Here is a 15,447-nt window from a genome sequence, read left to right as displayed (position 1 = left end):
GGGCTCAGCCCTCCTGCGGCGCTTCGGTCGTGCTGCCCGCCGCCGGACGCGGCCGGGCGGAGCGCAGCATGAAGGCCGGCATATGGTCGCCGAAGCCGATCACCGGCACGTCGTCCTCGTCCTCGTCGCGGCGACGACGGCGGTCACGGTCGCGGTCGCGGCGCGGATCGGCGTTGCGGCGGCTCTCGGCGGCGGCCAGCGATTCGCGCGGCTGGCGTTCTTCACGGGCCGGACGCTCGTCGCGCATCGGACGCTCCTCACGGGCCGGACGTTCCTCACGAACCGCAGCACGCTCCTCGCGGATCGGGCGCTCGTCACGGGCGGGGCGTTCCTCGCGGACGGGACGCTCCTCGCGCGGAGCGCGTTCCTCACGCGGAGCGGCCTCGCGCGGTGCACGGCCGCGGGCTTCGGGCTTGCCGCCACGACCGCCACGGCCACGCCGGCGGGAGCTGTCTTCCTCGCCGAACTCGGCCGATTCCAGGCCGTCGATGGCGATCATGGGGATCTCCCGCTTGATGAGGCGCGCGATGGCGCCGACCAGTTTCGTGTCGTCCGGCGTGGCCAGCATGAAGGCGCGGCCCTGCTTGCCGGCGCGACCGGTGCGGCCGATGCGATGGACGTAGTCGTCCGGCGTCAGCGGGACGTCGTAGTTGAACACATGGCTCAACCCCTGCACGTCGATGCCGCGGGCGGCGACGTCGGAGCAGACCAGCAGCGAGATCTCGCCCTGCTTGAAACGCTCCAGCGTTTCGGTGCGCTTGGACTGGACCATGTCGCCATGCAGCGAGCCGACGTTGAAGCCGTGGCGTTCCAGCGACTTCTGCAGCTCGGCGATGTCGCGCTTGCGGTTGCAGAAGATGAAGGCGTTCTTCACGTCTTCCGTCTGCAGCAGGTGGCGCAGCGCCCGGCGCTTGTCCATCTCCTGCACCAGCACCATCGCCTGCGTGACCGTTTCGGCCGGCGAGGCGGGCGGGTCGACGGAAATCTCCACCGGCTCGTTCAGGAAGGCGTCGGCCAGCCGGCGGATTTCCGGCGGCATGGTCGCCGAGAAGAACAGTGTCTGGCGGTTCTTCGGCAGCTTGCTGACGATCCGCTCGATGTCGGGGATGAAGCCCATGTCGAGCATGCGGTCGGCTTCGTCGATGACGAAGACCTTGATGTCGTTCAGCATGATGTTGCCGCGCTCGAACAGGTCGATCAGTCGACCCGGAGTCGCGATCAGCACATCTACGCCACGGTCGAGCTTCTTCACCTGTTCGGTGAAGGTTTCGCCGCCGATCAGCAGCGCCATGCTGAGCTTGTGGTGCTTGCCGTAGGTCTCGAAGCTTTCCGACACCTGGGCCGCCAGCTCGCGCGTCGGCTCCAGGATCAGCGACCGCGGCATCCGCGCACGGGCACGGCCCGACGCCAGGATGTCGATCATGGGCAAGGTGAAGCTCGCCGTTTTGCCGGTGCCCGTCTGCGCGCAGCCCAGCACGTCGCGGCGTTGCAGGACACAGGGAATGGCCTGTTCCTGAATGGGCGTCGGTTGGGTGTAACCCTTGTCCTCGATAGCGCGCAGGACGTCAGGGCCAAGCCCAAGTTCCGAAAAAAGCATCCAACCTGTTTCTGTTCTGGAGTGCGCAAATCGAGCGGGCAACGCTCGACGCCTGGATAAGGCCGCAGAATAGGAAGTCAAAGCGGTATGTCAATAGACCCGATGTTCCGGTACCGAAAATAGCCGTGAAAAGACGCCGCGTTGGCGAAATGGGCGCGCTGGGGTAGGGTGTCGGCGGGCAATGCTGCGAGTCGCGGTGATTGCCGAACCCAACATCGGGGGGCCGAGCGCCCCTTCGGAACGGTCGAGAGCCTTCGTGATGATTCTTCGTGCCCAGGAGTCGGTGCTGGTCGTGGTCGACGTGCAGGAGCGTCTGCTGCCCGCCATCCACGAATCCGGACGGGTCGTCCGCAACGCCGGCATGCTGCTGAAGGCGGCCGACGCCCTGTCGGTGCCGGTGCTGGTGACCGAGCAATACCCCCGCGGCCTGGGGCCGACGGTGGAGGCGGTGCGTGCCCTGCTTCCCGCCGCGACCCCGGTGATCGAGAAGATCACCTTCGCCTCCACCGGCGAACCGGCCTTCACCGCGGCGCTGGAGGAACTGTCCCGCCCGCAGGTCGTGCTGTGCGGGACGGAGGCGCATGTCTGCGTGCTGCAGACCGCGTTGGGGCTGCGGCAGCTGGGCTACGCCGTGCATCTGGTCGCCGACGCGGTGTCCTCGCGCACGCCGGCCAACCATGCCGCCGCCATCGACCGGCTGCGCGCCGCCGGCGTCACCATCGTCACCACCGAGATGGTGCTGTTCGAGTGGATGGAGCGGGCCGGCACGCCGGTCTTTAAGGTCGTCAGCGCGCTGGTGAAATGAGCGCAGGAGGAGTTGCCATGACCGCCGGCACCGCCGTGAAAGAGCGCCCCGCCCTGATCCTGTTGCCCGGCATGCCGCTGGACGCGGCGCTGTGGGACCATCAGCTCCGCCACCTCGCCGACGTCGTCGACCCGCGGGTGGTCGAACTGGCGGGCTGCGATTCGGTCGCCGCGATGGCCGACATTGTTCTGGCCGCGGCGCCGCCGCGCTTCGCCGTCGCCGGCCTGTCGATGGGCGGCTATGTCGCGCTGGAGATCCTGCGCCGCGCGCCGGAGCGGGTGGAGCGGCTGGCCCTGCTCGACACCAACGCCCGCCCCGACACGGCGGAGGCGACCGCCAACCGGCGCGACGCGGTGGCGCTCGCCCGCCAGGGCAAGTACCGCCACGTCGCCCGCGCCGCCCTGCCGCGGCTGGTCCACCCTGACCGGCTGGCCGACGAAGGGTTCGTCCAGTCGGTGCTGGCGCAGATGGAGCGGGTCGGCGTCGACGGTTACGCCCGCGAGCAGGAGGCGATCATCAACCGCCCGGACAGCCGTCCCGGCCTTGGCGCCATCCGCTGCCCGACCTTGATCCTGTGCGGCCGGCAAGACGCGCTGACCCCGCCGGCGCTGCACGAGGAGATGGCCGCCGCCATTCCAGGCGCCCGGCTGGTGCTGATCGAGGATTGCGGCCATCTGTCGGCGATGGAGCAGCCGCAGGCGGTCACCGCGCTGATGCGCGACTGGCTGCTGCGGCCCTAGGCGCGTTGTTGCCGACGTCCGCCCCCGATGCTCAGCGTGGATGCCTCAGCAATCGGGGGCGCCGCAGAAAAGCTCGGCGTTCCGCGTCGGGAACAGTGAAAAGGTCATGTCGCTGATCAGCGAGGCGAAATCGGGATCGTCCGGTCCCTGCGGCCGGTCCAGCCACCCCGTCGCCGATGTCATGGCGCCGCCGCCGCGGCAGAAGGCACCCTGCACGACGATGGCGCCGCCCGGCGGCCGCGTCGGGATCGGCCCCTCGGTGCAGAGCGAGGAGTTCAGCATCGTCTCCGCCACGTTGAAGGCCAGCACCACCTTGTAGTCGCGCCGCGCCGTGTCGTTCGGCGTGGTCGTCAGGCGGGTGACCACGCCGGTGACGCGGTTCTGCATGTGGGGCAGGACCTTCTGCGCGAAGCGGTCCGGCGGCAGGCCGAAGGGGTCGCCGTGCAGCACCACCCGCAGGTCGCGGTTCGCCGCCGCGTAGGCGACCTCGCTCAACGTGTAGGCGGGCGCCGGTTCGCCGGCCACCACCCGCTCGTTGGAGCAGGCGGCGAGGCTGGCGGATCCCAGAAGCAGGAGCGCGAGCGGCAGGGGGATGCGCATGGTCGGGCCGTCCTTGGATGTCTCTCCCACAGACATGGGGATCGCTTGGCCGTCCGTCACGCTCAGCGCAGCCACTTGGTTGCCGCCGCGGTGACGATGTCCGGGTAGTCCGGGCGTTCCGGCCCGATCAACGGCAGCCCGAACTCCGCGACGATGCGGGCGACGCCGGCGGCGTCCAGCGGGTCGAGGCCGAGCGCGCGGGCGCGGCGGGCGATGGCCATCTCCTGGCCCCAGACATAGACCCGGCGCGCTCCGGTGTTTGCCGCCATGACGCGCGACTGCTCCATCCGCTCGTCGCCGTTCAGCGGCAGCCAGATGTCGGCCATCAGCGTGTCCACCGGCTCGTCGGTGCGGAACGCCAGCGCGTCGGCGTTGACGATGGTGATCTTGTCCGCCGCCCGGCCGGGAAGCTGGTCGAACAGGCCCATGCGGCTGTTGACCTCGATGACGTCGGGGTCCAGCTCGACGACGGTGACGCGCGTCACCTCCGGCCGCAGCGCCGCGTTGACCGCCGCCCAGCCCATGCCCATGCCCATGACCACCGTGTGCCCGGTGGCGGCGCGGACGCCGATCTCCTGGCTTTCCATCTCCATCGGGGTCATCGACATCCAGCAGCGGAACTCCCCGTCCGCCTCGCGGCGGAACAGCGCGGCCATGTCGGTCGACACCGTGGTCGGACTCCAATAGCCGGCGCTCAGCAGGGTCGGGGCGAGCTGAATCCGCCAGCGGCCGATCTCGCACGGCCGGTAGGTCGGGACGAACAGATCGGTTTCGTAGGGCTGCAGCAGCGCCTGAAGGGCGGCTTCGGCTCCGGGAACGGCGTGGACGGGAAACATGCGGCGCTCCTGCGGTTTTGGGGTGGCGTCGCCGGCGGACGCCCTCCCAAAGGCGGGGTGCCGCAGGCTTTACACGTCGATGTCGTCCGCCTTCACGAACTTCGCGTTGTCCTGAATGAATTTAAAGCGCAGTTCCGGCCGCTTGCCCATCAGATCTTCGACCAGGGAGCGTGTCCGCTCACATTCCGGCTTCTCCTCCGGGTCGGCGGCGTTGGGCACCACCACCCGCAGCAGGGAGCGCTTGCGCGGGTCCATGGTGGTGTCGCGCAGCTGCGCCGGCATCATCTCGCCCAGGCCCTTGAAGCGGCTGATGTCGGGCTTCTTGCCCTTGAACATCTTGGACAGCAGCTCGTCCTTGTGGGCGTCGTCGCGGGCGTAGACCTGCTTGTTGCCGTGGCTCAGCCGGTAGAGCGGCGGCAGCGCCAGGTACAGGTGGCCTTCCTGGATCAGGCCAGGCATCTCGCGGTAGAAGAAGGTCATCAGCAGCGAGGCGATGTGCGCGCCGTCGACGTCGGCGTCGGTCATGATGATGACCCGCTCGTAGCGCAGCTTGTCGGTCGAGAAATCCTTGCCGATGCCGCAGCCCAGCGCCTGGGTCAGGTCGTTCAGCTCCTGGTTGGCCTTCATCTTGTCGACCGACGCGCTGGCGACGTTCAGGATCTTGCCGCGCAGCGGCAGGATGGCCTGGGTCTCGCGCTGGCGCGCCTGCTTGGCCGAACCGCCGGCCGAGTCGCCCTCCACCAGGAACAGTTCGGTGCCTTCGGGGGAGTTGCGCGAGCAGTCGGCCAGCTTGCCGGGCAGCCGCAGCCGGCGGGTGGCCGACTTGCGCGTCATGTCCTTGGACTGCTTGCGCCGCGCCCGCTCCTCCGCCTTTTCGATCAGGTGTTCGAGCAGGGCGTTGGCGCTGGGCGGGTTGCCCGACAGCCAATGGTCGAAATGGTCCTTCAGCGCGGTTTCGACGAGGCGCTGGGCCTCCGCCGTCACCAGCTTTTCCTTGGTCTGGCCCTGGAAATGCGGCTCGCGGATGAAGACTGACAGCAGGATGCAGGCGTCGCCCACCACGTCGTCGGCGGTGACCTGCCCGGCGCGCTTGTTGTTGGTCAGGTCGCCGTACGCCTTCAGCCCGCGGGTCAGCGCGGCGCGCAGCCCGGCCTCGTGCGTGCCGCCCTGCGGAGTCGGCACCGTGTTGCAGTAGGTGTGCGAGAAGCCCTCGTCGTCGTCCGGCCACGCCACCGCCCATTCCACCCGGCCCTGGCCGTTCGGGAAGTCCACCGACCCGGCGAAGGGCGAGGGGGTGAGCATCTTGCGGTCTTTCAGCGCCGCCGTCAGGTAGTCGAGCAGGCCGCCGGGGAAATGCAGCGTCTCCGCCGCCGGAGTCGTCGCGTCGACCGACAGCAGCGCCGGGTCGCAGCTCCAGCGGATCTCGACGCCGCGGTACAGGTAGGCCTTCGACCGCGCCAGCCGGTAGAGCCGGTGCGGTTCGAAATGCATCGTATCGCCGAAGATCTCCGGGTCGGGATGGAAGCGGATGGTGGTGCCGCGGCGGTTGACGTTGCCCTTGGGCGTCAGCGGCCCCTGCGGCAGGCCGCGGCTGTAGTCCTGGACGAACAGCTGCTTGTCGCGGGCGATCTCCACCGTCAGCCGGTCCGACAGGGCGTTCACCACCGACAGGCCGACGCCGTGCAGGCCGCCCGAGGTCTCGTATACCTTGTTGGAGAACTTGCCGCCGGAGTGCAGCGTGGTCACGATGACCTCCAGCGCCGACTTGCCGGGGTATTTCGGGTGGTCGTCGATCGGGATGCCGCGCCCGTTGTCGCGCACCATCACCGAACCGTCGGCGAACAGCTCCAGGTCGATTCGGCTGGCGTGCCCCGCCACCGCCTCGTCCATGGCGTTGTCCAGCACCTCGGCCACCAGATGGTGCAGCGCGCGGTCGTCGGTGCCGCCGATGTACATGCCGGGTCGACGGCGAACGGGCTCCAGCCCCTCCAGAACCTCGATATCCTGGGCGGAATAGCTGTCGGCCTTGGGGGCCTTGTTCTCGAAAAGATCGCTCATGCCGGGATGATAGGAATTTCGTCAGGGGTGCGCAAGCGCATCCTGTGGCGTTTATAGTGCGATGCCACAAGCGTTTGTGCGCGAAATTTTCGTGACGGCGGAGGGACCATGGGCACGACGGACGGTTTCGACTTCAACCCCGCGAGCTTCGAGAGCGGCCCCGCCCTGCGGGCGATCGCCATGCCGGCCGACACCAACCCCAACGGCGACATCTTCGGCGGCTGGCTGCTGGCCCAGATGGATCTGGCCGGCGGCACCGTCGCCGTCCGCCGCTGCCATGGCCGCGTCGCCACCGTCGGCATCGAGGCGATGACCTTCCACAAGCCGGTCTTCGTCGGCGACGAGGTCAGCTGCTTCGCCCGGATCGAGAAGATCGGCCGGACCTCGCTGCGCGTGCGGATCGAAACCTGGGTGCGGCGCGAGCGGTCGGGATCCGACCCGATCAAGGTGACGGAGGGCGTGTTCACCTACGTCGCCATCGGCGAGGACCGCAAGCCGCGCGAGGTTCCGGCGGAGTGAGCACGGGCTACCCCTCGGTCGCGCAGCCCGGCTTCACCACCGGATCGCTGGCGAAGCTGCCGTCGTCGACCGACTTGTCGACGCCGTAGTCGGGGTTGACCCCCGCCTGCAACGCCGCCAGCCGGTGTGCGGTGGCGACGGCGGCTTCGCGTTCGACCGCGCGGTAATGGTCGATCACCTGCTCGCCGAAGGCGGTCAGCACGGTGCCGCCGCCATGCTTGCCGCCGACCGCGGCGCTGACCACCGGTTCGCGGAAGATGCGGTTGAGGTCGTCGACCAGCAGCCACGCCCGGCGGTAGGACATGCCGAGCGCCCGCCCGGCGGCGGAGATCGAACCGGCTTCGCGAATCCGCTCCAGCAGCATGATCTTGCCCGGGCCGATCGAGCCGCCGGACTCGAAGTCGATGCGGATCCGCATGCGGGTCATGCCGGCCGCCCTCCGTCAGCGCTCGGCCGTGGCGAGGCCGTCGCCGGTCCACGCCCCGGTGCGGAAGAAGCCGTCGATCCGCTCCATCCACGGGCCGATGTCCATGCCGGCGGCGGACAGCCAGTCGCGGTTGAAGTAGGTGCCGCGGTAACGGTCGCCGGGGTCGCAGATCAGCGTGGCGATACTGCCCTGCCGGCCCCGCCGCCGCATGTCGGCGATCAGGTCGATGGCGCCGACCAGGTTGGTGCCGGTGGAACCGCCGCAGGCCCGGCCCAGCCGGTCACGCAGCACCCACACCGCGGCGATGCTGGCGACGTCGGGCACCCGGATCATGCGGTCGATCACGCCCGGCTGGAAGGACGGCTCGACCGTCGGCCGGCCGATGCCCTCGATGCCGGAACCACGCGGGACGGTGGCCTGCGGGTTGCCGTCGCGGAAGCCCTCGAAGAAGGCGGAATGCTCCGGATCGGCGACGCAGACCCGCGTCGGCAGCCGCCGGTAGCGCACATAGCGCCCCATGGTGGCCGAGGTGCCGCCGGTGCCGGCGCCGCAGACGATCCAGTCGGGGATCGGGTGCGGTTCCTGCGCCATCTGCTCGAAGATCGACTGGGTGATGTTGTTGTTGCCGCGCCAGTCGGTCGCCCGCTCGGCGTAGGTGAACTGGTCCATGAAATGGCCGTTGCAGGCCTCGGCCAGCCGTTGCGCCTCGGCGCAGACGTCGGCCGCGCGCTCCACCATGTGGCAACGGCCGCCGTAGAACTCGATCTGCGCGATCTTGGCCGGCGAGGTGCCGCGCGGCATCACCGCGACGAAGGGCAGGTCGAGCAGCTGGGCGAAATAGGCCTCCGACACGGCGGTGGAGCCCGACGACGCCTCGATCACCGTGGTGCCTTCACGCACCCAGCCGTTGCACAGGGCGTAGAGGAACAGCGACCGCGCCAGCCGGTGCTTCAGGCTGCCGGTCGGGTGGGTCGACTCGTCCTTCAGGTACAGCGTGACGCCGGGCACCGACGGGATCGGCAGCCGCAGCAGGTGCGTGTCGGCGGAGCGGTTCACGTCCGCCTCGATGCGCCGCAGCGCCTCGTCGAGCCAGCCCCGGAGGGCGGGGGAGGGGGTGGTCATGGATTCCTGTCCAGCGATGGGCCGGGTTCATCCATAGCGCGGATTGTTGCGGAATGCACCCGGCCCGCGCTCCGCCCCCTCTTGTCGCCTCCTCCGGCCGGCCGTTCAGCTCTGCCTTCAGCCCTGCCGGATGCGGGCGACGAAGGCGGACACTTCCGACAGCATGCGGTCGGCCCGCTCGCCCACCTTGCGGGCGGCGGCGGCCACCTCGGTGGAGGCTTGGCCGGTGGCGGTGGCGTGGCTGCACACCAGGGTCAGGCTGTTCGACACCGAGGTGACGCCCTGCGCCGCCTCGTTGACGTTCTGGCTGATGTCGCGGGTGGCGGCCCCCTGCTCCTCGATCGCGGCGGAGATGCTGGAGGCGACGCTGTTCACCGTCTCGATCGCCCCGCCGACTCCGCGCATCGCCTCCACCACCGAGGAGGTGGCGTCGGTCATCGCGGCGATCTGGGCCTGGACATCGTCGGTCGCCTTCGCCGTCTGGTTGGCGAGGCTCTTCACCTCCTGCGCGACGACGGCGAAGCCCTTGCCCGCCTCGCCGGCCCGCGCCGCCTCGATGGTGGCGTTCAACGCCAGCAGGTTGGTCTGCGCGGCGATGGAGCGGATCAGGTCGACCACCTCGACCGTGCGGCGGGCAACGCCGTCGAGCTGTTCGATCAGTTGGTAGGTGCGGCGCACATCCTCCACCGCGCGGGCCGAGCCGCTGGTCGATTCGGCGACCTGCTGGGCGATCTCGCGGATCGACGCGGCGAGTTGCTCGGTGGCGCCGGCGACCGCCTGGACGTTGCCGGAGGTGTTCCCGGCGGCCTGGGCGGCGCCGTCCATCAGGCGGGTGGTCTGCTCCGCTCCCGCACTCATCGCGCCGGAGGTCTGGGTGAGTTGGCCGGCCGACTCCGCCACCGACCGGACCAGGGCGCCGACGCTGTTTTCGAACTCGTCGGCGAAACGGGCCATGGCGGCGCGGCGCTCCTGCTCGGCCTCGGCCTCCATCGCGGTCTGGCGACGGCGCAACGCGTCGGCCTCCATGGCGGTGCGGCGCAGCATCTCGACCGAGCGGGCGAGCCCACCGACCTCGTCGCGGCGCTCGGCGCCCTGCACCTCGGTGGCGAGGTCGCCCTTGGCGATGCGGTCGGTGGCGCGGCCGATTCCGTCCAGGCCGGCGGTGATGCGCGACACCAGGCGGAACCCGAACAGCCCCAGCAGCAGCGCCGCCGTCAGCGTCACCGCCAGCGTGTTCAGCAGCGTGGCGCGGAAGGCGGCGTCGACGTCGTCGATGTAGACGCCGGTGCCGATCATCCAGCCCCAGGGTTCATAGATCGCGGCGTGGGCCAGCTTCGGCATCGGCTCGCCGCCGCTCGCCTTGGGGAAGTTGTAGATCAGGAAACCGTCGCCGCTGCGGGCCGTGTTCAGAAGCTCGCGGATGACCATCACGCCGTTGCTGTCCTTGAAGTCGGCCAGCTTGCGCGTGCCCTCCAGGTCGGGGCGAACGCCGTGGAACATGTTGGTGCCGTCGAAGGTGTAAGCAAACATGTATTCGCTGCCGAAGAAGCGCAGCGCCCGCAGCGTCGCCTTGGCGCGGGTCTGCGCCTCGTCCTGGCTGAACTCGCCCTTGGCGGCGCGCTCGTCGTAGGACTTCAGGATCGACAGCGAGGTCTGCACCACCGCCTGGATCGAGTGTTGGTAGCCCTCGACCATCGTCGCGCGCTTCGACGTCGCCGACCAGATCCCGGCCACGAGAATGGTGATGAGGAACAGCCCCTGGAGAACCAGGAGCTTCGCCTTGATGCTGTGAAGTGTGATGGCCATGGCTCGAACACCGCCCCATACGGTGACGTACGGTTGGGGACACCGCGTTGCCGCTCCGGTCCGTCCGTACATCATTGATTGCTAAATGATGAATTTCTGATGCAGAGCGTCGCTCATACTGGAATATGGTCGCTCTGTATACCCTCTAAAGGATAGCTGGGGATTACCCCAACCGACACGCTGCGGGTTGTGATCTTGGGCGTCAGCCGGGTTACGCCGGGCGGGTAAGTCTGGCAGGATGCGGTGCCATGACGCTGATCGCCTACCCACTGTCGGGCGCACTCCCCGACATCCGCCCGGCGCGCCCGACGCGCGACTGGATCGACGCCCTGCCGGAACAGTACGGCTACCGTTGCCTGCCGCTGAACATCGCCAGCATGCACGGGTGGGAGGTGTGTTGCCCGGTTCGGGCGACGGCGGTGTGGGACGGCGGCACCGGCGTCGACGCCATCCGCATCACCGCGGAGGAGCGGCATCCTCTGCTGCCGGCCAGCCATTTCGGCAGCGGCGTGCTGACCTTCCACGTCGCGGCGCTGCTGCGCACCCCGCCGGGCGTCAACCTGATGGTGACCGGTCCGCTGAACCACCCGAAGCACGGCGTCGCCGGCCTGTCCGGGATCATCGAAACCGACTGGTCGCCCTATCCCTTCACCATGAACTGGAAGTTCACGGCGCCGGACGTGCCGGTGACCTGGGAGAAGGGCGAACCGTTCGCCCACCTGATGCCGATCCAGCGCGGCTTGCTGGAAAGCCTGACGCCGGAGGTCCGCGACCTCGACAGCGACCCGGAGACGGCGGCGCGCTACCGCCAGTGGGCGGCCGCGCGCAGCCAGTTCAACACCGACCTGAAGACCCCCGGCAGCCCCGCCGCGCAGGAACGCTGGCAGAAGGGCTACTACCGCGGCAAACACCCCGACGGCAGCGACGGTCCGCCGGAGCACGAGATCAAGCTGCGGCCGAAGCCCTTTCCGGGGCGCTGAGACGGCCCTGGGCAGGGGCGGCGCGGCGCCTTACAGCGTGTCCTGGATGCTCCGCACGAACTCCGGCAGGCCGACCTGCCGGCGGCGGCGCAGGCGTTCGGCGTGCAGGATCGACTCAACGGACGCGATGCTCTCGTCGACGTCGTTGTTGACGATGACGTAGTCGTATTCCGGCCAGTGGCTGATCTCGTTGGACGCCTTGGCCATGCGGTTGGCAATGACCTCTTCGGAATCCTGGCCGCGGCCGCGCAGGCGGCGTTCCAGTTCCACCACCGACGGCGGCAGGACGAAGACGCTGACCAGGTCGTCGCGGGCGTTCTGCGCCAGTTGCTGCGCGCCCTGCCAGTCGATGGCGAACAGCACGTCGCGGCCGGCGCCCAGCGCGTCCTCCACCGCGTGCCGCGGCGTGCCGTAGCAGTTGCCGAAGACGCGGGCGTGTTCCAGCAGGTCGCCGGTCTCGGCCATGCGGTCGAAGCGCGGCTGGTCGATGAAGTAATAGTCGAGGCCCTCGGCCTCGCCGGGCCGCATCGCCCGCGTGGTGACCGACACCGACATGGTGATGCCGGCATCGCGTTCCAGCAGGCCGCGGGCGATGGTGGTCTTGCCGGCGCCCGACGGGGAGGACAGCACCAGCATCAGGCCGCGCCGGTGGATAAGGGAGGTGGTGGTCTGGGCCATGGCGGTCACTCGATGTTCTGGACCTGCTCGCGAAGCTGCTCGATCGAGGCTTTCAGCGACAGGCCGATGCGGGTCAGTTCGACGTCCGCCGATTTGGAGCAGAGCGTGTTGGCCTCGCGGTTGAATTCCTGGCACAGGAAATCGAACCGACGGCCGATGGCGCCGCCTTCGGCCATCAGGTCGCGCGCGGCCTGGATGTGGGCGCGCAGGCGGTCCAGCTCTTCGCGAACGTCGGCCTTGCCGATCAGGATGGCGGCCTCCTGCGCCAGCCGATCCTCCGACAGGGCGGGGAAGGAACCGAGGATGGCGGCGACCTGGGCGCGCAGCTTCTCGCGCAGCGCCTCCGGCTGGGTCGAGGCGCAGGCCGACGCCGCATCCACCAGCCGCGCGATCTCGTCCAGATGGCCGTTCAGCACCTCGGCGATGCGGGTCCCTTCGGCGAGGCGGTTGACGACGAGCTGGTCTATCAGCCGGGTCAGGTCGCCCTTCAGCGCCGATTCGACACGCTCGCGCGCTTCGGTTTCGTCCTCTTCCACCGGTTCGATGATGCCGCGGACCGACAGCAGCGAATCCAGCCGCGGTGCGGCGGCACCGGCGCCCTCGATCTCGCGGGCGATCTCCAGCACCTGCGCCAGCAGGTCGCGGTTGATGCGAAGCTGCGACACCGCCTGGGCGCGGTTGACGGTCAGCGTCAGGTTGACGTTGCCGCGGGCCAGCCGCTTCGGCACCTCGGCACGGGCGATCGCCTCGACGCTGTCGAAGCCGGACGGCAGCCGGCAGCGCAGATCCAGGCTGCGGCCATTGACGCTCTTGGCCTCGAAGGTCCAGGAATAGCCGTCGCCGTGCCCATCGACGCGTGCGAATCCGGTCATGCTGGCGATGACGGGGCGATGAGCGGGCAAGGCGGCCTCTCTGGAAAGCGGTGGGTTCAAACGCGGCGGATGGGTGTGGCGCCCGTTATACCGGCCCCATGATCCCGCAACAAGCGCACAAGGACCATGTTTCATGAAACAGCCGTGTTCCATCGTCATCACCGGCGCCTCCAGCGGGATCGGCGCGGCGTTGGCCCGGCTCTACGCCGCGCCCGGGGTGTCGCTGGCGTTGACCGGGCGCGACTCCGCGCGGCTTGAGGCGGTGGCAACCGACTGCCGCGCCACTGGTGCCGGAGTCGTCACGGCGGTCGTTGACGCCGCCGACCGGGTGGCGATGGCGGACTGGCTGCGCAGCGTGGACGCGCGGACGCCGGTCGATCTGCTGATCGCCAACGCCGGCGTGTCGGCCGGCACCGGCGACGGCGGCGAAACCGAGGAACAGGCGCGCCGCATTTTGGCGGTCAATTTGGACGGCGTGCTGAACAGCGTCCATCCGCTGCTGCCGGCGATGCGGGCGCGCGGGCGCGGGCAAATCGCGCTGATGGCTTCGCTGGCCGGGTTCCGCGGGTTGCCGGGGGCGCCGGCCTATTGCGCGAGCAAGGCGGCGGTGCGGGTCTATGGCGAGGCGTTGCGCGGCGATCTGGCCGGGGAGGGTATTGAGCTGTCGGTGATCTGTCCCGGGTTCGTCAAAAGCCGGATGACCGCGGTCAACCGCTTTCCCATGCCGTTCCTGATGGAGACCGACGCCGCCGCCCGGGTGATCCGCCGCGGGCTGGCGCGCAACGCGGCGCGAATCGGCTTTCCGCTGCCGATGGTCGCGGCGGTGTGGCTGCTGGCGCTGCTGCCGCCGGCCTGGACCGACCGGCTGCTGCGGCAGGCCCCGCGCAAGCCGTGAGCCTCAGTCGACCTTGGCGTGGGCGATCGCCTCGCGGACGCTGACGCCCTTGCGCAGGATGTTGTCGACGGCGCGGCCCTGGACCAGGTTGATGCCCATCTTGTGGGCGTAGACCAGGCTCGACACGCTGTCGCAGCGCGCCAGGATGAACTTGCAGCGGTCCTGTTCGGCGATGCGGTCGCGGAAATACTTCTCGAAGGTCGGGTCCATCTCCAGCATGTCGTTGGACCAGAAGATCTTGGCGTAGTCGGCGTTCAGGTATTCCAGGTCGAAATTCGTCACCCAGAACGGGTTCAGGCCGTCCACCGCGATCTGGTAGCGGCGGTCCTGCGCGAACTCCACCACCTCGTTGAACAGCGACAGATTCTCGATCAGGTCGCCCTTCGACACCTCCAGCACCACCTGCCCGCGGAAGTCGATCGGCAGCCGTTCGTCAAACTTCACGAAACCGGTCGAGATCACGGTGGACAGATTGATGTTGATGCCGATCCGCCGCCCGCGCATGAAGCTGAGGCCGTGGTTCAGCGCCCGCAGCACCGACTGGTCCAGATTGGCCGTGAAGTAGTTGAACAGCCACTTGTTCGCGGTGATGTCGTAGTCCGGGCAGAGCCGTTCCTGCAGCAGCTTGATCGAGATGTAGAGTTCGTAATACTCCATGTCCGCTTCGCCGCCGCCGATGTTGGCGATGCCCTGGTTGAACAGGAACGGCGACAGATCGAACATCTGCATGGAGCGTTCGAGCTTGCCCAATTCTTCCAGCGTGATCGGCGGCTTCGTCTCGGTGACGTGGGTGCCGGTCTCGCTCGCCTGCAATTCCTCGATGAAACGGATGACGTTGATGAAGTTCAACGCCAGTTCCATGATGGAATAGAGCGAATATTCCTTGTAGGGGTTCGGCCCGGTCAGCGTCGTCTTCGACAGGAAGACCTGTTCCACCGTCTGGCAGACGTCGGTGACGCCGGTCAGCTTCAGGCCCTTGTAGAGGATGATGACGTCGCCGTTGGAGATGTTGAAGGACTGGAGGTAGGACGCCTTGCTCGCCAGTTCCTGGATGATGCTGCGCACCATCATCTGGCTGGTCGGGTCGCGATCCTTCAACAGCGACAGGTGCATGTGGATCAGCCGCATGCCTTGCAGCTCGCTCTTGGCGGAGCGCAGCAGGTTCAGCAGCTTGTCGTTGTCGAACTCCGGCTTCTGATCCTTGGCGGCGGCGACGGCAGCCTGCTTTTCCGTTGTGGAAAGCCGGACCCGGTCGCGTCCCATCGGCGGTCTGCCGCCAAACCTGCTCATCAGTCGTTCACTCCCACAACAAGCGTCACGCCTGTCCACCACCTGTATGACCGGCCGCTTTTGCGGCTCTTTCCCGTGGCCCCGGATCATACCCGTCCGACATCCACGGTCCGGCTGGACGCAGGAACCGTATCGGAATCGATCGTTCCCAACGCGATCCTACGCAGCCGAACTTACATTAACCGTAACTTTCTTTAAAAAGCCCTTAAGACCGTCAACCGG

15 protein-coding genes are annotated in these 15,447 nt (G+C 68.5%); 5 read left to right on the top strand and 10 right to left on the bottom strand.

Going from position 1 to position 15,447, the window contains the following annotated elements; all coding sequences use genetic code 11:
- Positions 1-4: 4 nt before the first annotated feature.
- Entirely contained in the window at positions 5-1,597 is a 1,593-nt protein-coding gene (locus tag TSO352_RS17910; RefSeq protein ID WP_109108672.1) for a DEAD/DEAH box helicase, read from the bottom strand.
- A gap of 259 nt (positions 1,598-1,856) precedes the next feature.
- Between TSO352_RS17910 and TSO352_RS17905 the strand changes: the two genes are divergently transcribed.
- Together TSO352_RS17905 and TSO352_RS17900 are read left to right on the top strand one after the other, a co-directional pair.
- Complete coding sequence (locus TSO352_RS17905) at positions 1,857-2,402, top strand: hydrolase (protein ID WP_109108671.1); 546 nt, start codon at positions 1,857-1,859, stop codon at positions 2,400-2,402.
- 17 nt (positions 2,403-2,419) lie between these two features.
- A complete protein-coding gene (locus tag TSO352_RS17900) occupies positions 2,420-3,142 on the top strand; it encodes an alpha/beta fold hydrolase (protein WP_109108670.1) in 723 nt (240 codons plus the stop codon).
- Between the two features lie 45 nt (positions 3,143-3,187).
- Here TSO352_RS17900 and TSO352_RS17895 read toward each other — a convergent pair whose 3' ends face one another.
- The 3 genes from TSO352_RS17895 to parE all read right to left on the bottom strand — a co-directional run bounded on the left by TSO352_RS17895 (position 3,188) and on the right by parE (position 6,636).
- Positions 3,188-3,742, bottom strand: a complete 555-nt coding sequence (locus TSO352_RS17895; RefSeq protein WP_109108669.1) for a hypothetical protein — start codon at positions 3,740-3,742, stop codon at positions 3,188-3,190.
- 62 nt (positions 3,743-3,804) lie between these two features.
- The gene (locus TSO352_RS17890) at positions 3,805-4,578 is read right to left on the bottom strand and encodes a hypothetical protein (RefSeq protein ID WP_109108668.1); all 774 of its coding nucleotides are present in this window, start codon (positions 4,576-4,578) and stop codon (positions 3,805-3,807) included.
- A gap of 69 nt (positions 4,579-4,647) precedes the next feature.
- The gene (gene parE / locus TSO352_RS17885) at positions 4,648-6,636 is read right to left on the bottom strand and encodes a DNA topoisomerase IV subunit B (protein WP_109108667.1); all 1,989 of its coding nucleotides are present in this window, start codon (positions 6,634-6,636) and stop codon (positions 4,648-4,650) included.
- A 108-nt stretch (positions 6,637-6,744) separates the two neighbouring features.
- Here parE and TSO352_RS17880 point away from each other — a divergent pair, with 108 nt between their 5' ends.
- Positions 6,745-7,155 (top strand): acyl-CoA thioesterase, encoded by a 411-nt coding sequence (locus TSO352_RS17880; protein WP_109108666.1) that lies wholly within the window; start codon positions 6,745-6,747, stop codon positions 7,153-7,155.
- A gap of 7 nt (positions 7,156-7,162) precedes the next feature.
- Here the strand turns inward: TSO352_RS17880 and TSO352_RS17875 are convergent, their stop codons facing one another.
- From TSO352_RS17875 to TSO352_RS17865, 3 genes are all read right to left on the bottom strand, one after another.
- Positions 7,163-7,582 (bottom strand): winged helix-turn-helix domain-containing protein, encoded by a 420-nt coding sequence (locus tag TSO352_RS17875; protein ID WP_109108665.1) that lies wholly within the window; start codon positions 7,580-7,582, stop codon positions 7,163-7,165.
- Positions 7,583-7,597: 15 nt separating this feature from the next.
- The gene (locus TSO352_RS17870) at positions 7,598-8,704 is read right to left on the bottom strand and encodes a PLP-dependent cysteine synthase family protein (protein ID WP_109108664.1); all 1,107 of its coding nucleotides are present in this window, start codon (positions 8,702-8,704) and stop codon (positions 7,598-7,600) included.
- Between the two features lie 117 nt (positions 8,705-8,821).
- Positions 8,822-10,510, bottom strand: coding sequence for a cache domain-containing protein (locus tag TSO352_RS17865; RefSeq protein WP_158284604.1), 1,689 nt, complete (start codon positions 10,508-10,510; stop codon positions 8,822-8,824).
- A 248-nt stretch (positions 10,511-10,758) separates the two neighbouring features.
- Between TSO352_RS17865 and TSO352_RS17860 the strand changes: the two genes are divergently transcribed.
- Complete coding sequence (locus TSO352_RS17860; RefSeq protein WP_109108662.1) at positions 10,759-11,490, top strand: DUF6065 family protein; 732 nt, start codon at positions 10,759-10,761, stop codon at positions 11,488-11,490.
- Positions 11,491-11,520: 30 nt separating this feature from the next.
- On the opposite strand, the gene gmk is transcribed toward TSO352_RS17860, so the two are convergent.
- Positions 11,521-12,168: a guanylate kinase gene (gene gmk / locus TSO352_RS17855; RefSeq protein WP_109110709.1), complete on the bottom strand. Its 648-nt coding sequence runs from the start codon at positions 12,166-12,168 to the stop codon at positions 11,521-11,523.
- A 5-nt stretch (positions 12,169-12,173) separates the two neighbouring features.
- Entirely contained in the window at positions 12,174-13,040 is an 867-nt protein-coding gene (locus TSO352_RS17850; RefSeq protein WP_109110708.1) for a YicC/YloC family endoribonuclease, read from the bottom strand.
- Between the two features lie 133 nt (positions 13,041-13,173).
- On the opposite strand from TSO352_RS17850, the gene TSO352_RS17845 reads away from it, so the two are divergent.
- Positions 13,174-13,935 (top strand): SDR family NAD(P)-dependent oxidoreductase, encoded by a 762-nt coding sequence (locus TSO352_RS17845; protein ID WP_109108661.1) that lies wholly within the window; start codon positions 13,174-13,176, stop codon positions 13,933-13,935.
- Positions 13,936-13,938: 3 nt separating this feature from the next.
- On the opposite strand, the gene TSO352_RS17840 is transcribed toward TSO352_RS17845, so the two are convergent.
- A complete protein-coding gene (locus TSO352_RS17840) occupies positions 13,939-15,225 on the bottom strand; it encodes a hypothetical protein (RefSeq protein WP_109108660.1) in 1,287 nt (428 codons plus the stop codon).
- Positions 15,226-15,447 lie beyond the last annotated feature (222 nt).

It is taken from the genome of Azospirillum sp. TSO35-2 (assembly GCF_003116095.1).
Classification (GTDB): domain Bacteria; phylum Pseudomonadota; class Alphaproteobacteria; order Azospirillales; family Azospirillaceae; genus Azospirillum.
Note: the sequence above shows the minus strand (reverse complement) of the source record. Positions and strands in the feature narration are given on the sequence as shown.